General features: G+C 74.6%; 15 protein-coding genes and 1 riboswitch. Of the genes, 4 read left to right on the top strand and 11 right to left on the bottom strand.

Features of this window, described 5'->3' with window-relative positions:
- The first annotated feature begins 444 nt into the window (after positions 1 to 444).
- A complete protein-coding gene (locus AB0I21_RS41170; protein ID WP_360569108.1) occupies positions 445 to 2,445 on the top strand; it encodes an amino acid transporter in 2,001 nt (666 codons plus the stop codon).
- Positions 2,446 to 2,491: 46 nt separating this feature from the next.
- Here AB0I21_RS41170 and AB0I21_RS41165 read toward each other — a convergent pair whose 3' ends face one another.
- On the bottom strand, positions 2,492 to 6,118 hold the full coding sequence (locus AB0I21_RS41165; RefSeq protein ID WP_360569107.1) for a hydantoinase B/oxoprolinase family protein: 3,627 nt from the start codon (positions 6,116 to 6,118) through the stop codon (positions 2,492 to 2,494).
- Between the two features lie 110 nt (positions 6,119 to 6,228).
- Here AB0I21_RS41165 and AB0I21_RS41160 point away from each other — a divergent pair, with 110 nt between their 5' ends.
- Complete coding sequence (locus tag AB0I21_RS41160; protein WP_360569106.1) at positions 6,229 to 7,284, top strand: NAD-binding protein; 1,056 nt, start codon at positions 6,229 to 6,231, stop codon at positions 7,282 to 7,284.
- Here AB0I21_RS41160 and AB0I21_RS41155 read toward each other — a convergent pair.
- Positions 7,264 to 7,818: a hypothetical protein gene (locus tag AB0I21_RS41155; RefSeq protein ID WP_360569105.1), complete on the bottom strand. Its 555-nt coding sequence runs from the start codon at positions 7,816 to 7,818 to the stop codon at positions 7,264 to 7,266. The genes AB0I21_RS41160 and AB0I21_RS41155 overlap by 21 nt on opposite strands.
- A gap of 308 nt (positions 7,819 to 8,126) precedes the next feature.
- Between AB0I21_RS41155 and AB0I21_RS41150 the strand changes: the two genes are divergently transcribed.
- Positions 8,127 to 9,845, top strand: a complete 1,719-nt coding sequence (locus AB0I21_RS41150; protein ID WP_360569104.1) for a universal stress protein — start codon at positions 8,127 to 8,129, stop codon at positions 9,843 to 9,845.
- Positions 9,846 to 9,927: 82 nt separating this feature from the next.
- Positions 9,928 to 10,053, top strand: a riboswitch (TPP riboswitch).
- Between the two features lie 74 nt (positions 10,054 to 10,127).
- Here AB0I21_RS41150 and AB0I21_RS41145 read toward each other — a convergent pair.
- Genes AB0I21_RS41145 through AB0I21_RS41105 form a run of 9 tightly spaced genes read right to left on the bottom strand, consistent with a single transcriptional unit; the run spans position 10,128 to position 19,556 of the window.
- Positions 10,128 to 12,785 (bottom strand): GNAT family N-acetyltransferase, encoded by a 2,658-nt coding sequence (locus AB0I21_RS41145; protein ID WP_360569103.1) that lies wholly within the window; start codon positions 12,783 to 12,785, stop codon positions 10,128 to 10,130.
- 16 nt (positions 12,786 to 12,801) lie between these two features.
- Complete coding sequence (locus AB0I21_RS41140) at positions 12,802 to 13,506, bottom strand: V-type ATP synthase subunit D (protein ID WP_360569102.1); 705 nt, start codon at positions 13,504 to 13,506, stop codon at positions 12,802 to 12,804.
- Positions 13,503 to 14,888 (bottom strand): V-type ATP synthase subunit B, encoded by a 1,386-nt coding sequence (locus tag AB0I21_RS41135; protein WP_360569101.1) that lies wholly within the window; start codon positions 14,886 to 14,888, stop codon positions 13,503 to 13,505. Before AB0I21_RS41135 ends, AB0I21_RS41140 begins: the two co-directional genes overlap by 4 nt.
- Complete coding sequence (locus AB0I21_RS41130; protein WP_360569100.1) at positions 14,885 to 16,642, bottom strand: V-type ATP synthase subunit A; 1,758 nt, start codon at positions 16,640 to 16,642, stop codon at positions 14,885 to 14,887. The genes AB0I21_RS41135 and AB0I21_RS41130 overlap by 4 nt, the downstream gene beginning before the upstream one ends.
- The gene (locus AB0I21_RS41125) at positions 16,639 to 17,139 is read right to left on the bottom strand and encodes a hypothetical protein (RefSeq protein WP_360569099.1); all 501 of its coding nucleotides are present in this window, start codon (positions 17,137 to 17,139) and stop codon (positions 16,639 to 16,641) included. Before AB0I21_RS41125 ends, AB0I21_RS41130 begins: the two co-directional genes overlap by 4 nt.
- Positions 17,136 to 17,378, bottom strand: a complete 243-nt coding sequence (locus AB0I21_RS41120) for a V-type ATP synthase subunit F (RefSeq protein WP_360569098.1) — start codon at positions 17,376 to 17,378, stop codon at positions 17,136 to 17,138. The genes AB0I21_RS41125 and AB0I21_RS41120 overlap by 4 nt, the downstream gene beginning before the upstream one ends.
- Before the next feature lie 2 nt (positions 17,379 to 17,380).
- The gene (locus AB0I21_RS41115) at positions 17,381 to 17,809 is read right to left on the bottom strand and encodes an ATP synthase subunit C (RefSeq protein ID WP_360569097.1); all 429 of its coding nucleotides are present in this window, start codon (positions 17,807 to 17,809) and stop codon (positions 17,381 to 17,383) included.
- On the bottom strand, positions 17,806 to 19,056 hold the full coding sequence (locus AB0I21_RS41110) for a V-type ATPase 116kDa subunit family protein (protein WP_360569096.1): 1,251 nt from the start codon (positions 19,054 to 19,056) through the stop codon (positions 17,806 to 17,808). The genes AB0I21_RS41115 and AB0I21_RS41110 overlap by 4 nt, the downstream gene beginning before the upstream one ends.
- A 47-nt stretch (positions 19,057 to 19,103) precedes the next feature.
- Positions 19,104 to 19,556 carry a hypothetical protein gene (locus tag AB0I21_RS41105; RefSeq protein ID WP_360569095.1) on the bottom strand — a complete coding sequence of 151 codons (453 nt, stop codon included), beginning with the start codon at positions 19,554 to 19,556 and terminating at the stop codon, positions 19,104 to 19,106.
- Positions 19,557 to 19,626: 70 nt separating this feature from the next.
- On the opposite strand from AB0I21_RS41105, the gene AB0I21_RS41100 reads away from it, so the two are divergent.
- On the top strand, positions 19,627 to 20,568 hold the full coding sequence (locus AB0I21_RS41100) for a hypothetical protein (RefSeq protein ID WP_360569094.1): 942 nt from the start codon (positions 19,627 to 19,629) through the stop codon (positions 20,566 to 20,568).
- Positions 20,569 to 20,597 lie beyond the last annotated feature (29 nt).

The raw sequence follows: 20,597 nt of genomic DNA, 5'->3' as shown, positions 1-20,597 counted from the left end.
AGGAACCCGACGAAGAGCAACGCCGCGACGACGGCGACGGCGAGCACCGCGACAAGGTCCGCCACCGTGGCGGCGAACACGCCGATCATGACCGACATCACAGCGGCTCGTGCGGCGGTATCGCTTCCGGGAAACAGCGCCCCGGCGACCAGCGCCGCGCCGACCGCCGCCGCGCAACCCCCGGCAACGCTGATCCCGGTCGGCGTCCGCAACCGGCCACCGGGACCACTGGTCATCACAGAGTCACGCATGGCCGGCAGCGCCCTTCGTCAGACCGGCGGCCGGGAGGACCGCCGGCCACCGCCTCCATCACATCCGCCGCCGGACCGGGCGACCAGTGCTCTTGACGAAACCAATACGGCCGACCCAGGCAGCGGAAACCCCCGGATCCTCGTACCGTGATCCCGGCGGAAACCGCTGTCGGCACCACCTGGAAGAGGACGCATGGAGACCACGGACGACGCGGCGGCACTGGACGAGTACGCGCTGCCGGCGGTGGTGCAGACACCGGCCCGACGGCCGCCGCGCGGCGGTCCGGTCGCCCGGTGGCTGTTGCGGCACCGGGTGCAGCCGGTCGGCCCGGCGGCGGGGGAGGCGCACGCCGAGCAGCACGCCTGGTGGAAGGTGATGTGCCTGACCGGCGTCGACTACTTCTCCAGCCTCGCCTACGTGCCGGCCATCGCGGCGACCGCCGCCGGGGCGCTGTCGCCGCTCGCGACGCTGCTGATCGTGGCGCTGACCCTGTTCGGGATGCTGCCGATGTACCGGCGGGTCGCGAAGGAGAGCCCGCACGGCGCCGGGTCGGTGTCGATGCTGGAGCAGCTGCTGCCGTTCTGGCGCGGCAAGATCTTCGTGCTGGTCCTGCTCGGGTTCGTCGCCACCTCGTGGATCATCACGATCACGCTGTCCGCGGCCGACGCGAGCCTGCACGTGCTGGAGAACCCGCACGCCCCGGGCTTCCTGCACGGCCACGCGGTGGCGCTGACCGTGATCCTGCTGCTGGTCCTGGGCGGGGTGTTCCTGCTCGGGTTCAGCGAGGCGGTCAGCGTCGCCATCCCGCTCGTCGCGGTGTTCCTGACTCTCAACGCGGTCATCGTCGTCGTCGGCGTGGTCGAGGTGATCACCACGGCGGGCGCGTTCTCCACCTGGACGACCGCGCTGACCGCCGGTGGCACCGGCTTCACCGACCTCGCGCTGCCGGCCGTGCTGGCGTTTCCGCTGCTCGTGCTGGGCCTGTCCGGCTTCGAGACCGGCGTGAGCATGATGCCGCTCGTCGCCGCCGAGGGCGAGGACCCGCAGGATCGGCTGCGGGCGCGCATCCGCAACGCCCGCAAGCTGCTGACCGTGGCCGCCGCCATCATGAGCGTGTACCTGCTGGCCAGCAGCTTCGTCACCACCGTGCTCATCCCGCCGGCCGAGTTCGAGGCAGGCGGCCAGGCGAACGGCCGGGCCCTCGCCTGGCTGGCGCACGAGCAGCTCGGCGAGGTCTTCGGCAGCGTGTACGACCTCAGCACCGTGCTCATCCTGTGGTTCGCCGGCGCGTCGGCGATGGCGGGCCTGGTCAACATCGTGCCCCGGTACCTGCCCGGCTACGGCATGGCCCCGGAATGGGGCCGGGCGGTGCGCCCGGTGGTGCTCGTCTACACCGCGATCAGCGTCGCCATCACGATCGCGTTCGGCGCCGACGTCGACGCCCAGGCCGGCGCGTACGCCACCGGCATCCTCGCCATGATGGTCTCCGGCGCCTTCGCCGTCACCGTGTCCGCGTTCCGGCAGCGGCACAAGGCGGCCGGGTCCGGCTTCGGCCTGCTCACCGCCGTGCTGGCCTACGCCCTGGTGGAGAACATCCGCGACAAGCCCGACGGGCTCGCCATCTCGGGCATGTTCATCGCCGGCATCATCACCATCTCGCTGATCTCCCGGGTGTCACGCACGACGGAGCTGCGCGCGGACCGCATCGAGTTCGACGACACCGCCCGCCGGTTCGTCACCGAGACCATCGCCTACGACGGGCGGATCAACCTGATCGCCAACCGCCCCGGCACCGGCACGGCGGCCGAGTACGCGGAGAAGGAGCTCGAACAGCGCGGCGAGAACGCCGTCCCCGGCTCCGCCGACGTCATGTTCCTCGAGGTCACGGTCGTCGACCCGTCGAGCTTCAGCGACACCCTCACCGTCCGCGGCGCCGAGGTCGACGGGCACCGCGTCCTGCGCGCCGAGGCCCCGGCAGCGCCGAACGCCATCGCCGCGATCCTGCTCGCCCTGCGCGACACCACCGGCGTCCGCCCGCACTGCTACTTCGCCTGGGCCGAGGGCAGCCCGCTGGTCCACATGGTCCGCTACTTCCTGCTCGGCCGCGGCGACACCGCCCCCGTCACGCGCGAGATCATCCGCGAGCAGGAACCCGACCCGCGGCGCCGCCCCGGCATCCACGTCGGCGCCTGACGCCTGACGCTGGCGGGCGCGGCAGCCGCATGCAGGCGGTCGACGCTCAGGGGGTGCCGTATCCGCCGCCGCCGGGTGTCTCGACGACCAGGACGTCGCCTGGCTGGACGTCGACGGAGCCGCAGCCGGCGAGGTGGACGACACTGCCGTCGGCGCGTTCCACCCGGTTGGTGCCGAGCGCGCCGGGTGAGCCGCCGGCCAGGCCGTACGGCGCCACGCGCCGGTGGCCCGACAGGGTGCTGACGGTCATCGGCTCGCGGAACCGGATGCGCCGCACCGCGCCGTCGCCGCCCAGCCACCGGCCGCCGCCGCCGCTGCCGTGCCGGACGGCGAACTCGTCCAGGAGCACCGGGAAGCGCCATTCGAGGACTTCGGGGTCGGTCAGCCGGGAGTTCGTCATGTGGGTCTGCACCACGGAGGCCCCGTCGAACCCTTCGCCGGCGCCTGAGCCGGAGGCGACGGTCTCGTAGTACTGGTGCCGCTCGTTGCCGAAGCTGACGTTGTTCATCGTCCCGGACCCTTCGGCCTGGACGCCGAGCGCGGCGTAGAGCGCGCCGACGATCGCCTGCGACGTCTCCACGTTTCCGGCGACCACGGCCGCGGGGTAGGCGGGCGCGAGCATCGAACCGGCCGGCACCACGATGCGCAGCGGGCGCAGGCAGCCGTCGTTGAGCGGGATCTCGTCGGTGACCAGCGTCCGGAAGACGTACAGCACCGCCGCGGTGACGACCGACGAGGGTGCGTTGAAGTTCGTCGCCAGCTGTGGTGACGTGCCGCTGAAGTCGATCGTCGCGCCGCGGCCGGCGCGGTCCACCGTGATCCGGACCGAGATCGCCGCCCCCGAGTCCATCTCGTAGCGGTACCCGCCGTCGCCGAGGGCGTCGATGACGCGCCGTACCGCCTCCTCGGCGTTGTCCTGGACGTGGCGCATGTATGCCTGCACCACGTCGAGGCCGAAGTGATCGATCATCCGTCCGACCTCTTCGACACCCTTGGCGTTCGCGGCGATCTGGGCGCGCAGGTCGGCGAGGTTGGTCGCCGGGTTCCGGGACGGGTACGGCGCCTCCGTGAGCAGCCGGAGCGTCTCCTCTTCGCGGAACCGGCCGTCCTCGACGAGCGGCCAGGTGTCGAACAGCACGCCCTCCTCGTGGACGTCGCGGCTGTTCGCGGGCATGGAGCCGGGCGTGAGCCCGCCGATCTCCGCGTGGTGGCCCCGGGAGGCCACGTAGAACAGCACCTCGGACCGGCCGGTGCCGGAGACCGGGGCGCCGAAGACCGGGGTGACGACGGTGATGTCGGGCAGATGGGTGCCGCCGTGGTACGGGTCGTTGATCGCGTACACGTCGCCGGGCCGCATGCCGGCGCGGCGGCGACGGATGACCTCCTTGATGCTGGCGCTCATCGAGCCGAGGTGCACGGGGATGTGCGGCGCGTTGGCGATGAGACTGCCGTCCGGGTCGAACAGTGCGCACGAGAAGTCCAGCCGCTCCCGGATGTTCACCGACTGCGCGGTCGACTCCAGCCGGGCGCCCATCTGCTCGGCGATCGACATGAAGAGATTGTTGAAGATCTCCAGCAGCACCGGGTCGACCCGGGTGGTCGCCCCGGAGGCCGGGTCGCTCGGCCGCATCCGTTCCAGCAGCAGGTGGCCGAGCTTCGTCACCGCCGCCCGCCAGCCGTCGTCGACCACCGTGGTCGCGTCCGCCTCGGCCACGATGGCCGGACCGCCGACGGTGTCGCCGGGGCGCAGGCGTTCCCGCTCGTACAGCGGCACCTCCCGCCATGCTCCGCCGGTGTACAGGCGGGTCGTGCCGAGCGGCCGTGCGGCGGCGCGTCCGGGCGTGCCGGCGGGATCGTCCGGCCGGGAGAGGTCCGGGGGTTCGGTCAGCCCGACGGCCTCGACCGAGACCGCCTCGACGATCAGCGGCCGGTCCATGAGGTACGCGTACATGCGCCGGTATGCCGTCCGGAACGACGTCACCATCGTGTCCAGGTCGGCGAGCTCGACCGGCAGCGCGGTGTCGGTGCCCTCGAAGCGCAGGTGCGCGCGCCGGTGCACCCGGATCCGCCGGGCCGGCACGTCCTCGTCCAGCAGCTGCGAGCGGGCCGCCGCCTCCAGCGCGTCCGCGACGCCGGTCAGCTGCCGCATCGCCGCGGGCTCCAGGCGGCGCTCCACCGACTGCTCGCGCATCGCGGTGGTGTCGGCGAGTCCGATGCCGAGCGCCGACAACACACCCGCCATCGGCGGCACGAGCACGGCGCCGATCCCCAGCGAGTCGGCCACCGAGCACGCGTGTTGCCCGCCGGCACCGCCGAACGTCGTGAGCACGTATCCGGTGACGTCACGGCCCTGCTGCACCGAGATCCGCTTCACCGCGTTGGCCATGTTCGCGACCGCGACCTGCCGGTACCCCTCCGCGACCTGCTCCGGCGTGCGCTCGTCGCCGGTGCGCCCGGCGATGGCCGCGCTCAGCTCGGCGAACCCGCGCCGCACCACGCCGGCATCCAGCGGCTGGTCACCGTCGGGCCCGAAGACCTGGGGAAACGTCGAGGGCTGGATCCGGCCGAGCATCACGTTGGCGTCGGTGATGGTGAGCGGCCCGCCGTTGCGGTAGCAGGCCGGCCCGGGGTCGGCACCCGCGGAGTCCGGCCCGACGCGGTAGCGGGCGCCGTCGAAGTGCAGGACCGACCCGCCTCCAGCCGCCACGGTGTGAATGTCGATCATGGGGGCGCGCAGCCGTACCCCCGCGATCTGGGTGTGGAAGACCCGCTCGTACTGGCCGGCGTAGTGCGACACGTCCGTGGAGGTGCCGCCCATGTCGAAGCCGATCACCTTGTCGAAGCCGGCCAGCTGCGACATGCGCGCCATGCCGACGATGCCACCGGCCGGACCGGACAGGATCGCGTCCTTGCCGCGGAAGTGCCCCGCCTCGGCCAGGCCCCCGTTGGACTGCATGAACATCAGCCGTACGCCGCGCAGCTGCTCCGCCACCGCTTCGACGTATCGGCGCAGCACCGGCGACAGGTACGCGTCGACGACGGTGGTGTCGCCGCGCGGCACCAGCTTCATCAACGGGCTCACCTCGCTGGAGCACGAGACCTGGTCGAAGCCGATCCGCTCCGCCAGCCTCCCGATGTCCCGTTCGTGGGCCGGGAACAGGTGGCTGTGCAGGCAGACCACCGCGACGGCGTGGATGCCGCTGTCGTGCGCCCGCCGCAGGTCGTCGGTCAGCCGGTCGAGGTCCGGCGAGCGCAGCACGGTGCCGTCGGCCGACATCCGTTCGTCCACCTCGATCACGCGCTCGTACAGCACGTCCGGCGGCACGATCCGCCGGTCGAAGATGCGTGGCCGGTTCTGGTAGCCGATGCGCAGCGCGTCGCCGAAGCCCTCGGTGATGACCAGCGCGGTGCGTTCGCCCCTGCGCTCCAGCAGCGCGTTCGTGGCGACCGTGGTCCCCATCCGCACCGCCTCGATCCGGTCCACCGGTATCGGCACCGCGTCGGGGACACCGAGCAGCGCCCGGATTCCGGCGACCGCCGCGTCGGCGTAGCGTGCCGGGTTGTTCGACAGCAGCTTGCGTGTCACCAGCCGGCCGTCGTCCGGCCTCCTGGCGACGATGTCGGTGAACGTGCCGCCACGGTCGATCCAGAACTGCCACCGTCCGCCTACCATCGCGGGCCCTCCTCTTCTGGTGCCGATGCCGGTGCCGGTGCCGGTGACGCGTCGCCGTGGGGGCACGGACGGGATACCGTTGGCGGAGTCTGCGGGGAGGCGAAATCCCGGTGGCACACCAGACGGTCGGCGTCTACAGCGAGACCGCGCCCGGCGAGCGGCGCGTGGCGGTCGTGCCCGCGGCCGTCCGTTCCATTCTCGACCTCGGGCTCGTGGTCGTCGTCGAAACCGGCGCCGGCTGCGCGGCCTGGTTCCCCGACGCCGACTACGCCCGGGCCGGGGCGACGCCGGTGCCTCGCGCCGAGGTGTTCGACACGGCCGACATCCTCATCGGTGTCCGGCCACCGAACGTCGCCGCGACCCACCGGTTCCGTGCCGGGCAAGCGCTCATCTGCCTCCTGCGACCGCTGTGCGTGCCGGATCTGGTCCGCCGGTGGGCCGAGCAGGGTCTCACCATCATCGCCGCCGACCTGATGCCGCCCACTCCCGGCCATACGGGGCCGATGGACTTCCTCGGTGCGCAGGAGCGGGTCGCCGGCTACCAGGCGGCGCTGACCGCCGCTGACGTCTTCGGCCGCGCCCTCTCCGGACCCGCTCGCGGCGGCGGCGCGGTCCGGCCCGCGCGGGTCCTCGTCATCGGCCGTGGACCCGCGGGTTACGAAGCCGCTGTCACCGTGCGCCGGTTGGGCGCGGAGGTCCACGTGTGCGAGGCCCGTCGACGCTCGTGCGCGGACATCACGGCGGGCGTCCGGGACAGCGACATCGTCATCGCCACCGCCGAGATCCCGGGCCGGCGGCCGCCGGTGCTCGTGTCCGCGCGAGACGTGCGGACCATGCGGCCGGGATCCGTCGTGCTCGACACCACGACCGACGGGTTCGGCCGCGTGGTCGAGCTCGCGGAGCCCGGCGCCGCACGGGTGGTGGATCCCGGTGTCACGGTCGTCGGCGACGACAACCTGGCGTCCAGGACACCCACCGGCGCGTCGAATGTCTATGCGACGGGCATCGCGGTCCTGCTCACGCATCTCGTCCACGACGGTCGGCTGTCGATCGACCTCGCCGACCCCGTCCAGGCCGAACTGGTGGTGGCGCACCATCGGGACATCCTCAACGACGCGGTGTGGCGGCGGATCCTGGACGGGATCTCACTGGCGGGCCTGCCCTGATGCGTGCCGCGCCATGGAACCCGCGAGTTCGGCGCAGTGCGAGTAGTACCGGCAGGCCAATGCGGCGTCCAGCGCGGCGTCCACATCGACCGGAGCCGGCTCGTGCAGCAGCAGGTGGTCGAGCCGTTGCCGCAGCCGGCCCACCTCGGCACCGGCCGCCTCGATCCGCGCCTCCGTGCCGGCCGGCGTCGCCACGGCGCCGCCCGCCGTGACCATCAGGTCGGCGCAGACCCGGCCCATGCGGCCGACGACGGCCCGCACCTCGGCCGGCATCGCCGGCCGCGCCGGCCGCGAACCGGCGATCTCGGCCAGCCGCTTCGCCAGCCCTGCGACGCACTCCGCGTCGGCGTTCACCTGCGCGGCGGCGAGGATCGCCCGCACAGCGCCGGCAGGCGCTACGTCCCTGGTCTCCTCGATCGCCAACGCCTGGTCGTCGACGGCCCGGCGCAGCGCGTACAACGCCTTCTCGGCAGCCTGCAACGCGTCCGCGGCGGAGGGGCCGGAGTCCGACAGCGCTTCGGTGACGTGCTCCATCGCGACTCGCGAGCGCTCGATCACCTCGGCCAGGTGGCCGCTCAGCCCGTTCGTTTCCTGAGGATTCCACACGCTGGGCCCCCGCTGGATGGTCGCGACACCGGATCGTGTTGCGCCGCCTCCGGGGCGCGTGGCGTCGTGCACGGCCGACTACCCCGGACGCCGCGCGCCAATCACCCGCGGCCCCGCCGATGCCTCACCCGGTCCGACCGGGCATACGGTGGACGATCACCCCGTCGGGTGGTCATGAACGTGGTCGTGTGGGCAACACGAGTCCTTGGCATACCGGATCTGGTGAGCGAGGAGCCATGCCGGGAGACATCGCACCGATCGTGGTCGGCGTCGACGGGTCGGCGGCGAGCCGTGGCGCGGTGCGCTGGGCCGCGGACGAAGCGGCCCGGCACGGGTGTCCGCTGAAGGTGGTGCACGCGCTGGGCATCCCTGTCCCCTTCGGTCTCTACGAGCAGGAGTCCGCTCCGGCCGGCGACGCGGCCGCACTCGTGCGTGGATGGGCACCGACCGTCGAGGTCGAGACCGTCGTCGCCGCCGGCGAGCCGTCCGACGTGCTGTGCGAACAGTCCCACCGCGCGCGGCTGGTCGTGATCGGCAGCCGCGGGCTCGGCGGTTTCGCCGGACTGCTGCTCGGTTCCGTCGGCATGCACCTGAGCTCGCATGCCGCGTGCCCGGTGCTGGTCGTCCACCACGCCGAGCGGTGGGCCGGCCCAGAGACCTCGCTGCCCTCGCTGCCGCAGGACGGCCCGGTCGTCGTCGGCGTCGACGGCTCCTCCGGGTCCGTGCTGGCGCTCGAACTGGCCTTCGAAGAGGCGGCCGCCCGCCATCTCCCGCTGGCCGTCGTCCGAGCCTGGCAGGTGCCGGACTCCGGCTCGGCCGCGGCCGAGGCGGCCGCGGGTCACGCGCTGGCCGCCGAGGTCGAGCCCTGGCAGGCGAAGTATCCCGACGTGGAGATCGATCTCCGGCTGCTGCCGGGCGCCGCGGCAGAGGTGCTGACCCGCGCGTCCGAGCACGCCGTGATGGTGGTGGTCGGCGTCCGGGGACGTGGCGGGCTCACGGGAGCGCGGCTGGGCTCGGTCAGCGGGCAGGTCCTGCACCACGCCGCCGGCCCGGTGCTCATCGCCCGCGCCGCGGGGGCCACGACCGAGACGGTGGCGGACCGGCCGTACCGGCGGATCGGCGTGGGCATCGACGGCACCGAACCCGGCTGGACCGCCTTGTCCTGGGCCTGTGACGAGGCCGAGGCCGGCGCCGCCGACGTCACCATCCGTCACACCGATCCATCGCACCGGTTCCGCGACCCCGGACCCGACGAGTCGGCACTGGAGCGCGCCGATCCCGTCCTGGCCCGGCACCTGCACGCCGTCCGCGACCGCCTCGGCGGGCACGTCGACTTCGAAGTGGCCGCCGGCGGTGCCGTGGAGGCCTTGCTGGACCTGGCCGACCGCGCCGACCTTCTCGTGCTCGGCGCGGCCGTGCCGGCCCGTCTGGGACACCTGTCGACCGCCGCCCGCGTCGCCGCCCACGCGCCCGTGCCCGTGGTGGTCGTGCCCGCTCCGGCGCCGCCGCACCGTCAAGGTCCGTTCGCCGGGCACGTCGTCGTCGGTGTCGACGGCTCGGCCGCGTCGCACGCCGCCATCAGGTTCGGCTACCGGTACGCTCACCGGCACCGCGCGCCGCTCGCCGCGGTCCATGTCAGTGCCCGGGCGGCGGGAGACTTCTGGTTCGACGAGACGACCCTGGAAACACACTTCGCCACCGAGCCGGAGTCGACCGAGCTCCTGGCCGCCGCGGTCGAACCGGTCGCCGCCCGGTTCCCCCGGGTGCCGCTCAAGCGCGCGGTCTTCCTCGGCCCACCCGTCGAGGGTCTGCGCCGCGCCGCCGAGGGTGCTGTGCTGCTCGTCCTCGGCCGCCGTGGACACCGCCTGCCGGCGCCGCTGCGGCTCGGCTCGGTCAGCCGGGCATTCGCCGACCGGCCCCCGGGTGTGGTGGCCATCGTCGGAGCCGCCGGATGACCGGCCCCACCCTGCTGTTGCGATGCCCCGATGACTCACCCCACGCGGTCACGCCCTCGACGTAGCTTGGGCGGTAGGCCTACGAGACGTGCGGGAGAGCCCAACTGGGTGACAGTTGAGCTGAGAGGCTGAACGACCGAGAGGTCGACCGCGATCCCCACGACCTGATCCAGGCAATGCTGGCGAAGGGAAATCGCCTCGTAGGTCTCTTGCCGCGCAAGGCCCCGGTCGTGCGGCGGTGCCGGTACGCGAGCCCCGGGGTCAGGTGGTGCCCTGACGACGTCAGCCCGAGTGCCGGCCGTCCGTCGTGGCGAGGTGCCGAAGGTAAGGGTCGGGCTCGCCGCCGACCGGCGCCAGGCGCAGCTTCACGTCGACCGCGGTGCAGCCGCGCGGGCCGACGAGGACAGGGTTCAGGTCGAGCTCCGCGATCTCGGGGAAGTCCTCGGCGAGGCGGCCGAGGCGCAGCAGCAGATCCTCCAGCGCCGAGGTGTCCGCGGGTGCCGCGCCGCGGTAGCCGGTCAGCAGCGGCGCGGCACGCAGCCCGCCCCACATCGCCGCGGCGTCGCGGTCGGTGAGCGGCAGCAGCCGGAGCGTCCGGTCGCCGAGCAGGTCCGTGTACACGCCGCCGAGGCCGAGCATGAGCAGGGAGCCGAACTGCGGATCGTGGACCACGCCGGCCACCATCTCCACGCCCGGATCGGCCATCGGCTGGACGGTCACGGCGGGCCGCTCGCTGCCGATGGCGACGCCGATCACCCGGTACGCCGCGCGGACCGCGGCCTCGTCGGCGAGACCGAGCCGCACGGCGCCGATGTCGCTCTTGTGCACGAGATCCGGTGCGGCGGCTTTCAGCGCCACCGGGTAGGAGATCAGTTCGGCGTCGCGCAGCGCCTCGTCGGCGTCCGTGGCGATGCGGGTCTCCACCACCGGCACGCGGTAGCAGGTCAGCAGCGATCTGGCCACGTCGGCGGGCTGCCATCCGCCGCCGGTCGCCAGTGCCCGCCGCACGATGCCACGGGCCGCGCCGTGGTCGACGTCGGGCAGCGAGGGGCGGTTCCCGACCGGCTCGCGGCGCCAGGCCGCGTACCGCGCCGCACGGCCCATCGCCAGCACCGCCGGCTCCGGCAGGTCGAACACCGGCACCTTGCGGGCACCCAGGGTGCTCGGCACGTCGGGCGCGCCGACCACGACGGCGGCGACCGGCAGGTGCGGGCAGGCGTCGGCAGCGGCGGCGATGGCCGCGATCGTGGCGGGGGTGTCGTTGGTCCTCGTGGAGACGAACGTGACGACCAGCAGGTCCACCTCGCCGGACCGGGCGACCGCCCGGATCGCCCCGCTCACGGTCTCGGCGGTGGCTTCGGCGCCGAGGTCGATGGGGTTCACGGCGGCCGGCGTGCGGCCGGGCAGCGTCAGCGTGGGCACGGTGAGGCCCGCGGCCGGGGCTGCGTCGGCCGCCAGCACGTTCAGCCCGCCCGCGTTGCCCACCACGGCGAGGCGGTTGCCGGTGGGCAGCGGCTGGTCGGCCAGCACCCGTGCCGTGTCCAGCAGCTCGCCGAGCGTGTCGGTGCGGATGACGCCGGCCTGTTCGAACAGCGCCGCCACCGCCGTCTCCGGCGCCGCGACGGCGGCGGTGTGCGAGGCACCCGCCCGCCTGCCGCCTTCCGAGCGGCCGCTCTTGACGGCCAGCACCGGCTTGCGGCTGGCCAGGGCCCGGGCGATCCAGGCGAACCGGCGCGGGTTGCCGAAGGACTCGACGTACAGGGCGACGGCGCGGGTCGCCGGATCGTCGGCCCAGTAGCTGAGCAGGTCGTTGCTGCTGATGTCGGCCTTGTTGCCGAGTGACACGAAGCTGGAGACGCCGATGCCGCAGCCGGCGGCCGCGGCGAGGATGGCCACGCCGATGGCGCCGGACTGTGACGCCACCGCCAGGCCGCCAGGGACGGGCGGTGCCGGGGCGAAGGTGGCGGTCAGCCGCACGGCGGGGTCGGTGTTCACCACGCCGAGGCAGTTGGGGCCGAGGATCCGCATGCCGTGCCGGCGGGCCTGGCGGACGAGGGCCGCCTGGGTCGCCGGTTCGATGCCGGCGGTCAGGATGACCGCGGCGCGCACGCCCGCGGCGCCGCACTGGCGCACCACCTCGGGGACCGCCGCCGCGGGAACGGCGATGACGGCGAGGTCCACTGCGTCGCCGATCGCCGTCACGCTGGGATGGGCGGCGACCCCGCACACCTGCGCGGCGTGCGGGTTGACCGCGTGAAGGGCCCCGGTGTAGCCGCCGGTTCGCAGGGCCGCGAGCACCTCGCGGCCGATCCCCCCGGGACGCCGTCCGGCACCGATGACGGCCACCGAGGCCGGGGCCAGCAGGGGTCGCAGCGAGTGGTGCGCCGCGGTGCGATCCCGCAGCCCGACGGCGGCCAGCGCCGCCTCGTCCGGCAGCGTCGGCACCCGGATCTGGAGCGTCCCGGCATCGGCCTCGAACCGGCGGGCGACACCCGGCGCGAGGTCCCCGCCCACCTGTAGCATGGCGGCGTTGTACGGCAGCACGTCGCCGACCAGCTCGGTGATGCCCGCCCGTCGCGCGGCGGCGGCCAAATGCTCCAGCAGCAGCGTGCCGAGACCCTCGCCGTGGTGGTCGTCGTCGACCACGAGCGCGAAGTCGGCCCGTGTGGCGTCGATGCGTTCATAGGAGCCGGCGGCGAGGACGCTGCCACGTTCCTCGACGAGCAGGTGTACGTGGTCCGGCCCCGCCGGCCGGGTGAGCCTGCGAATCTCGCCGTCCAGTGCCGTGCCCGCGCTGAAGAACCGCAGGTACCGGCTCGCCGGGGAGAGCCGCTGGTGCAGGGCGAGCAGGGCCGGCGCGTCCTGCGGCCGGATCGCGCGGAGCCGGACGATCCGGCCGTCCGTGGTCAGACAGTCGACGGCGCTCATCCGGTAGGTCATGGTTGCCTCCAGCCCGTTATGCCGCTGTCCGCGGCGTTCGGAGGAATGCGCCCTGCCCGTACACGTCATTCTCGTCCAAGACCGCGGCGAACGGCAGGTGCGGGCGACGGGGGCGCCGGCGGAGGCCGCTGCGCCGGCGGGTGAGGTCGGCCGCCTCCAGCTCCGCCAGTTGCAGGGTCCGGGCCGCGAGCGCGGCCTCCAGGGCGGGGATCCAGTGGCGGTCCAGGGCCCGTACCCGGCGCCGGGTGGCGGCCATCTCGCTCTCGACGGCGGCGAGCGCCGCGTCGGCGGCCGCGTGCCTCACCGCGGCGAGCGCCGCGGCGCGGTACGCCGCCTCGGCCTGCGAGAGCGCGGCCCCGCCCGGCGCAGGCAACCGCGCGGGGCGCGGCGGGATCAGCACCGACGGCTCTCCCGGGCAGCGGACGCCCATCACCGCGGTCCACGGCACGCAGACCTCGGCCGGCGGCATCTCGGCCGCCGCGTCGATCGCCTCCAGGCCGTCGAGCAGCACGGCCCGGTCGAGCCGGCCGCGGGCCGCCGCGTCGGTCGCCGTCCAGTCCCTGGCCGTCTGGGCACGGCGCCGCCGGAGGCGGTCGTGTTCGGCGGCGAGCAGGGTGAGCTTGCGCCGCAGGACGCTGCTGCCGTGCCGGGTGACCTCGAGGCGGTGACGCAGCCACAGCAGGCCCGAACGGCCCACCGGCACATGGCGCAGGGCGATCATCCGGTCGCCCCGGTGGGGTGGGCCGCGCGGATCGCCTCGGGCAGCATGACGAGCTCCCGATCCGGCAGGGTCCGCACCGCCTGCCAGGCCCGGTCGAGCGTGTCGTCCAGGGTCCGGGCCTCGTCCGGCCGCTGGTCGATCAGCCGCTGTTCGACGACGTCGGCGAAGCCGAGGTACTGGCGGTCCACGTCGCCGAGCGCCGCCGCCCCGATCAGGTCGGCCAGCTCGCGGGTCTGCCGGGCGCGCGACAAGGCGGCGAGCACCTGCGCCGCGAGCGGAAGGTGGTCGTCCCGGGTGCGGCCCGGGCCGGCCCCGTGGCGCATGAGCCGGGAGAGCGACGACAGTGGGTCGGCCGGCGGATACACGCCCCGGCCGTGCAGTTCGGTGGAGAGCACGATCTGCCCCTCGGTGATGTACCCCGTGAGGTCCGGCACCGGATGCGTGATGTCCCCGGCCGGCATGGTCAGCACCGGCAGGATCGTCACCGAGCCGGGCCGGTGCCGGATCCGGCCGCACCGTTCGTAGAGCGAGGCGAGGTCGGTGTAGAGGTACCCCGGATAGGCCCGCCGGGCGGGCAGCTCGCCACGGGCCGACGACACCTCCCGCAGCGCCTCGGCGTAGCTGGTCATGTCGGTCATCACGACCAGGACGTCCCGGCCGCCGGTGAACGCGAGATCCTCGGCCACTGTCAGCGCCAGCCGCGGCGTGAGGATCCGCTCGATCACCGGATCGTCGGCCGTGTTCAGCAGCAGCACCAGCTCACCGGCGGTGGCCCGCTCGTCCAGGGCGTCCCGGACGTACGCGGCGTCGGCGTGGGTGAGGCCCATGCCCGCGAAGACCACGCTGAACGGTGCGCCGCCGACATGGGACTGCGCGGCGATCTGGACGGCCAGTTCGAGGTGCGGCAGGCCCGCGACGCTGAACACCGGGAGCTTCTGGCCGCGCACCAGGGTGGTCAGCGCGTCGACCGCGGAGACGCCCGTGATGACCGGCTCGGCCGGAGGTTCGCGCCACGTCGGGTTGAGCGGTGCGCCGGCGACCGCCGCGCTGCGCTCACCGGTGACGGGCGGCCCGCCGTCGATCGGCGCGCCGCGGCCGTTGCAGGTGCGCCCCAGCCAACGGTCGCCGACAGCGATGCGCATCGGTGCGCCGGCGAACGCGACGGTGCTGCCGTGGCGGCCCATGCCCGCCGTCCCCTCGAGCACCTGGACGACCGCCGTGTCGCGGTCGACCTCGAGCACGACGCCGTGCCGGTGGGCGCCGGCGGGCAGGCGGACGGTGACGACATCGTCGTAGCCGGCTCCGGAGACGCCGCCGACGACGACCAGGGGGCCGCGCAGCTCCCGGATGTCGCCGTGCTCGACCACGGGCCACGCGGTCATGCCGCCGTCCCGGGGGTTGTCGCGTCGAGCTGGGCCAGGACCGCGTCGCGCAGCCGGGCGACGCCACCGGCGTCGGCGGGACCGAGCGTTTCGCGGGCACGGGCCAGCGGGCCGAAGTCGATCGCCTCGATGGAGGCCGGCGCGGTGCCGGCGTCGACGAGCGCGTGGCAGCGGTCGCAGACGGTGAGGACGGCGTCGAGCAGCGCCGCCGACTTCACCGCCGTGCAGTGGGCGTCGGTCGCGACGAGGGCGTTCTGTCGCAGGACGCCGTCGCGCAGGAGCCGGCCGGCGAGCAGCGTCATCCGCTCGTGCGCCGGCAGCCCGCCCGTGCCGACGAGGTCGGCGAGCGCGGCGATGCGGTCGGCGTCGGCGAGTACGTCCAGCGCCCGTGCCCGCCGGGCATCCCAGCCCGGGTCCCCGCGACGGGCGTAGTCCGCACCGACCAGGCCGGTGTCGCGGGAGAACGACGCCGACCAGGACACCGCGGGGTAGTGGCGGGCGTAGGCGAGATCCCGGTCGAGCGTCCACCGGCAGCGCACGAACCGCTCGGTGTTCGCGATGACCGGCTCGGTCATGTCGCCGCCGGGCGGGGACACCGCGCCGACGATCGTGACCGAGCCGGAGCCGCCGCCGAGCGTCCGCACGGCGCCGGCCCGTTCGTAGAAGGCGGCCAGCGCCGAGGCGAGGTCGGCGGGGTAGCCCTCCTCGGCCGGTGGCGTTCCGCTGCGGGACGCGAACTCGCGCAGCGCCTCCGCCCAGCGCGATGTGGAGTCGGCGATGACCACCGCGTCGTAGCCCATGTCGCGGTAGAACTCGGCGACGGTGACGCCGGTGTAGATGCTGGCCTCCCGGGCCATCATCGGCATGTTCGACGTGTTGGCGATCACGACGGTCCGGTCGAGCAGGCGGCCCCCGGTCCGGGGGTCCTCCAGTGTGGACAGTTCGCCGACGACGTCGGCCATCTCGTTGCCGCGCTCGCCGCATCCGACGTAGACGATGACGTGGGCGTCGCACCACTTGGCGATCTGCTGCAGCAGGAGGGTTTTGCCGGTGCCGAAGCCGCCCGGCACGGCCGCCGTGCCGCCCTTGGCGATCGGGAAGAACGCGTCGACCACGCGCTGCCCGGTGAGCAGGGGTGCGTCCGCGGCGCGGCGGGCCGTGTACGGGCGCGGGGTGCGTACGGGCCACGACGTGGTCATCGTCACCGGCGCCGTTCCGACGGTGACGAGGACGTCGTCGGGTCCGTACTCGCCGGGTCCGGCGACCTGCTGGACGGTGCCGGACACATGTGGCGGGACGAGCACCCGGAACTCGATCGGGCCGCCGGTGGCGACGGTGCCGAGGATCCCGCCCGGTCCGGCCGTGTCGCGCTCCGCCACCCGTGGGGTGAAACGCCGGGTCGTGCCCTGTGCCGGGGCGGCGGCGAGTGACCCCGAGGTGAGCCAGACCGGGCCGCCGGCGAGGGGGCGCAGCAGGCCGTCGAACAGTCCGCCGAGCAGCCACGGCCCGAGCGGCGCCGCCAGTGGACGGCCGAGCGGGACGGCGGCGTCTCCCGGGCGGAGGCCGCCGGTGTACTCGTACGCCTGCACGGTGACGGCCGGCCCCCGGACGGCGACCACCTCACCGGGTGAGCGGTGCGGGCCGAGCTCGAGCACGTCGTGCATGGCGGCGTCCGCGCCGTCCACCTGGACCAGCGGCCCGCTGACCCGCGTGATCCGGGCGGGTTGCGCGGAGTCGCTGCCCCGTGCGGTCATCGCCACAGCTCCGCTATCGTTTCGGCCGACTCGACGGCATGCGCGGTGAGCGACGCGACGGAGCAGTCCACGCGCCGGTCACCGAGGCGGGCCGTGAAGCCGCCACCGGTCGCCGGTTCGACCGTCGCGCCCGGGCCGAGGGCGGCGGCGGCCCGGGCGGCGAGCGCGGGGCCGAGCCGTCTGTCGTCGAGTGCCGTCCGCAGCGCCTCGGCCACGCGACGGCACAGTTCGTCGTAGACGTCCCGCTGCGCCGCCAGCACGAGCGCGTGGGCGGCACGGCGGGTGTGCGCCTCCTCGGCCTTGGCGAGGCGTGCGGCGTCGGCGCGGCCGGTGCGGCGCGCCACCTCCAGGAGCCGTTCGGCCTCGGCGCCGGCGTCGGCCAGCAGCCGGGTGCAGGACCGTGCGGTCTCGGCACGGACGGCGGCGGCGTCCGTCTGCGCGCGGTGCAGCAGGGCCGAACGGACCGGCTCGAGGCTCTCACGGACCGGCGTGCTCATGCGGCACCGTCCGGGTCCGGCAGCACGGCGAGCAGGCGGCCACCCGGCCCGCCGGCCGCGGCCACGGCCCGGGCCGCGGACGGGGTGACGATGACGATGCCGACCCGGGGGTCGAGCTCCCGCCATGCGGCCTGCGCCGCCCGTTCGTCCTCCGCGGTGACGACCGTGACCCCGGCCAGGCCGTAGCCACGGACCAGGCGGGTCTCGCCGATCGCCGCGACGCGAGCCGTCGCGTCCATGCTCACGCCTTGCCGATCAGGATGATCGCGACGATGAGCCCGTAGATCGCGATGCCCTCCGCCAGGCCGACGACCACCATGGCACGGCCGAACAGCTCGGGACGCTCGCTCAACGCCGCCAGCGCCGCGGCGCCGGTGTACGCCACGGCGATCGCCGCGCCGATCGACGATCCGGCCACCGCGATGGCCGCGCCGAGCAGCGCGGCCCAGCTCGCGTCACCCGTCCCGGCCTGGGCGACCGCCGTGGTGCCCGCACCGGCCCGGGACGGGGTGAGCAGCAGCGCCACGGCGGAGACGGCGGCGGCGGACAGCACGGCGTTCACCAGGACCAGCGCGCGGGTCACCAGCCAGGGCCGCCGGGTGGCGGATCGCCGTACGGCCCAGGCGACCATCAGGACACCCGGCACCGCGCCGAGCCAGAGTGCGTTCACCGCTGAACCTCCTTCGAAGCCGGAACACAGCGCCACGGCCGGAAGGGCCGGCCGGCCCCCTCGAACACCCGGGAGAACAGCTCGTAGTACTCCAGGCGCAGCGCCTGAACCCCGGCGACGACGGCCTCGAGGCCGAACGCGATCGCGTTGCCGAGCACGAAGACGGTCACCGCCGCGACCGTCCACACTCCGCCCCGGTGCCACAGCCCGGTGGTCCCGGCCCACACGAGCGCGCCGAGTGCCGCATGCGTCAACCCGAACGCGGCCAGCCGGGCGAACGAGACCAGGTTCGCGCAGATACGGACGACGAGGTCGAAGAGCTGGACGACGGTCTGCGCCACGGCGGCACCCTCGCCCGCGGCGGCATGCAGGCCGGCGGCGGCGAACGCCAGTCCCACGGCCGCGACAGCCGCCGAGACGGCGACCAGCGGGACGCTCGCGGCGAAGAGTCCGGCCGCGAGCAGGGCCAGGCCGGCGAACACGGCGGCGCCCGCGACGCCGGACGGCGCGTACAGCGCCAACCCGGCCGAGCCCTCCCGCCAGCGGTTCACGATGCCCACCACGTAGGCGACGGCCAGGAACGCCCCACCGAGCCCGACCGCGGCGACCAGCAGCCGCACCGGCTCGTCCAACGGCCGCAGCCACAGTGCCGGCAGCAGCCCGGTGGGCCCGAAGAACTCGCCGTAGAGCACCCCGAAGACGGTGGCGGCCAGGCCCGCGCCGGCGACGAACGGCCACGCGTCGCGCAGCCGGGGGTACCGCCGCGGTGGGCGCCGGGCCAGCAACACGGCCACCAGCACCAGGACGAGTCCGTGACCGGCGTCGCCGAACATCATCCCGAACATCACCACGTAGGCCACGCCGGCAGGCAGCGTCGGGTCGACGTCGGCGTAGGGCACCGCGCCGTACGTCTCGACGATCGGCGCGAACGACCTGCTCACCCGCCCGGCCCGGATGAGCAGCGTCGGCGGCTCGGCTCCGGGCGGCGGCCGCAGCGCGGCGAGCGCACCACCGAGTGGTGCCAGCCGGTCGGCCAACGCCCCTCGGGCCGGCTCGGGACACCAGCCCAGGTACGCGGCCGCGCCGTGGCGGCGTATCGCCGCGGCCCGCATCTGGTCGATGCTCACCGCGTCCGGATCGCCGGCGCCGTGGTCGACCGGCTCCAGTTCGACCACGCCGGCCACCCCGACCTCGGCCAGGACCGCGTCGAGCGTGTCCTCCGGAGCCACCAGGGCGACGCGCGTCATGCGCACCGGCCGCAGCCGTTGCCGCCACGACGCCGGCCCGGGCGCGGTCACGGTGTGCCCTGGCCCCGGGCGGTGCCGTACACCTCGTCCAGCGCGGCCGAGACGATCGACGGCGCGGCGACGTCGAGGCGGTCCCAGGCGCGGGCACGCAACGCTTCGGCCGTGTGCTGCGCCTCGGCCATGACGGTCTCCATGGCGTGGGCGGTGTCGGCGCGTGCCGCGGCGAACGCCTCGGCGCGAGCCCGTTGTGCGCTTTCGTGCGCGGCCGCCACGATCCGTTGCGCTGCGACACCGGCCCGGCGCCGTCGCTGCGCGGCCGCCGCCTCCGCCTCGGCCCGGTTCGCGGCGGCCTCCGCGTCGGCGGTGGCGAGCAAGGAGAAGACCGGGCGCAGTTCCTCCTCGGCCCGGGCCACCCGGTCGGCGGGCACCGCAGCCTGCCCGGCCGCGCCCGGTGGGCCGGCCGGCCGGAAGCGTTGCAGGAGCTGCCGCAGCGTCGTCACGGTCGCTACCTACCCCCGCCGGACGGCGAGCAACGGTTCGCCCGCCGCATCCTGAGCGCATCCTGGGGGTATGCGATCCGGTGCGGCACACGTCGCCGGCGCCGTGCGGGCACGCGCCCTCGTCCGGCGTTGTGTGGGTCCGGCCTCGGCGCGGGTGCTGGCCGGGAGCCCGGGGCTCGATGCGGCCATCGGCGTGCTGGCGTCGGGTCCGTACGGCCGTGAGGTGCGGCCTGGCCAGGACGCGCAGTCGGTGCAGGACGCGGTGTCCCGCACGGCGCTGTGGCACCTGCGGATCCTCGCGGGATGGCTGCCGCGGGACGGCGTCGAGCAGTTGCGGGCGATCGCCGGCTGGTTCGAGATCCGCAACGTGGAGCGGATATTGCGCCACGGACGGGGGCGCGACGGCCCCGCACCGTTCAGGCTGGGGTCGTTGGCGGTCGTCCGGCCGCCGCTGTCCGCCGCGCTCACGATGGACCAGGTGCGGGCGGCGCTGGCGTCATCCGCGTGGGGTGACCCCGGGGCCGCGACCGCCCGCGCGATCGGACAAGGCATGCGGGCCTCCTGGGCGGTGCGCGCCGCCGCGGTACCTCCGGCCGAGCCCTGGGCCGCGGGCGGCCTCGCGCTGATGGTCGCGCGGGAGCGGTGGCTCGATGGCCGGCCGCTCACCGAAGCGGCCCACACCCGCGCCGCCGGTCTGCTCGGCCGTCGCGCGCTCGACGCCGCTTCGTTCGCCGGTTTCGTCGCGGCACTTCCGCCCCCGGCCGCGTGGGCACTCGCCGGCGTCGCGGAGCCGGATGCGCTCTGGCGGGCGGAGGCGGGCTGGTGGGCACGGGTCGGCCGGGACGCACACGGGCTGCTGCGTGCCGCCGGTTTCGACGGCCGTCCCGCCATCGGCGCGGCCGCCGCGCTCGCGGTCGACGCCTGGCGGGTCAGGGCGGCCGTGGCCGCCGCGGCGGACGGCGCCGGCACCGGGCGGTACGACGCGATGATGGACGCCGGCCGCCAGGAGTGACGGGTGAGAAGCTCCGGACTTCGTGTGCG

This window comes from Dactylosporangium sp. NPDC050588, from assembly GCF_040654975.1.
Classification (GTDB): Bacteria; Actinomycetota; Actinomycetes; order Mycobacteriales; family Micromonosporaceae; genus Dactylosporangium; species Dactylosporangium maewongense.
Note: the sequence above shows the minus strand (reverse complement) of the source record. Positions and strands in the feature narration are given on the sequence as shown.

What these genes read in the sequence shown, in the direction of transcription:
- AB0I21_RS41170 (WP_360569108.1), top strand. Translation starts at nt 445, where the DNA reads ATGGAGACCACGGACGACGCGGCGGCACTGGACGAGTACGCGCTGCCG.
- AB0I21_RS41165 (WP_360569107.1), bottom strand. Translation starts at nt 6,118, where the DNA reads ATGGTAGGCGGACGGTGGCAGTTCTGGATCGACCGTGGCGGCACGTTC.
- AB0I21_RS41155 (WP_360569105.1), bottom strand. Translation starts at nt 7,818, where the DNA reads ATGGAGCACGTCACCGAAGCGCTGTCGGACTCCGGCCCCTCCGCCGCG.
- AB0I21_RS41150 (WP_360569104.1), top strand. Translation starts at nt 8,127, where the DNA reads ATGCCGGGAGACATCGCACCGATCGTGGTCGGCGTCGACGGGTCGGCG.
- AB0I21_RS41145 (WP_360569103.1), bottom strand. Translation starts at nt 12,785, where the DNA reads ATGACCTACCGGATGAGCGCCGTCGACTGTCTGACCACGGACGGCCGG.
- AB0I21_RS41140 (WP_360569102.1), bottom strand. Translation starts at nt 13,506, where the DNA reads ATGATCGCCCTGCGCCATGTGCCGGTGGGCCGTTCGGGCCTGCTGTGG.
- AB0I21_RS41135 (WP_360569101.1), bottom strand. Translation starts at nt 14,888, where the DNA reads ATGACCGCGTGGCCCGTGGTCGAGCACGGCGACATCCGGGAGCTGCGC.
- AB0I21_RS41130 (WP_360569100.1), bottom strand. Translation starts at nt 16,642, where the DNA reads ATGACCGCACGGGGCAGCGACTCCGCGCAACCCGCCCGGATCACGCGG.
- AB0I21_RS41125 (WP_360569099.1), bottom strand. Translation starts at nt 17,139, where the DNA reads ATGAGCACGCCGGTCCGTGAGAGCCTCGAGCCGGTCCGTTCGGCCCTG.
- AB0I21_RS41120 (WP_360569098.1), bottom strand. Translation starts at nt 17,378, where the DNA reads ATGGACGCGACGGCTCGCGTCGCGGCGATCGGCGAGACCCGCCTGGTC.
- AB0I21_RS41110 (WP_360569096.1), bottom strand. Translation starts at nt 19,056, where the DNA reads ATGACGCGCGTCGCCCTGGTGGCTCCGGAGGACACGCTCGACGCGGTC.
- AB0I21_RS41100 (WP_360569094.1), top strand. Translation starts at nt 19,627, where the DNA reads ATGCGATCCGGTGCGGCACACGTCGCCGGCGCCGTGCGGGCACGCGCC.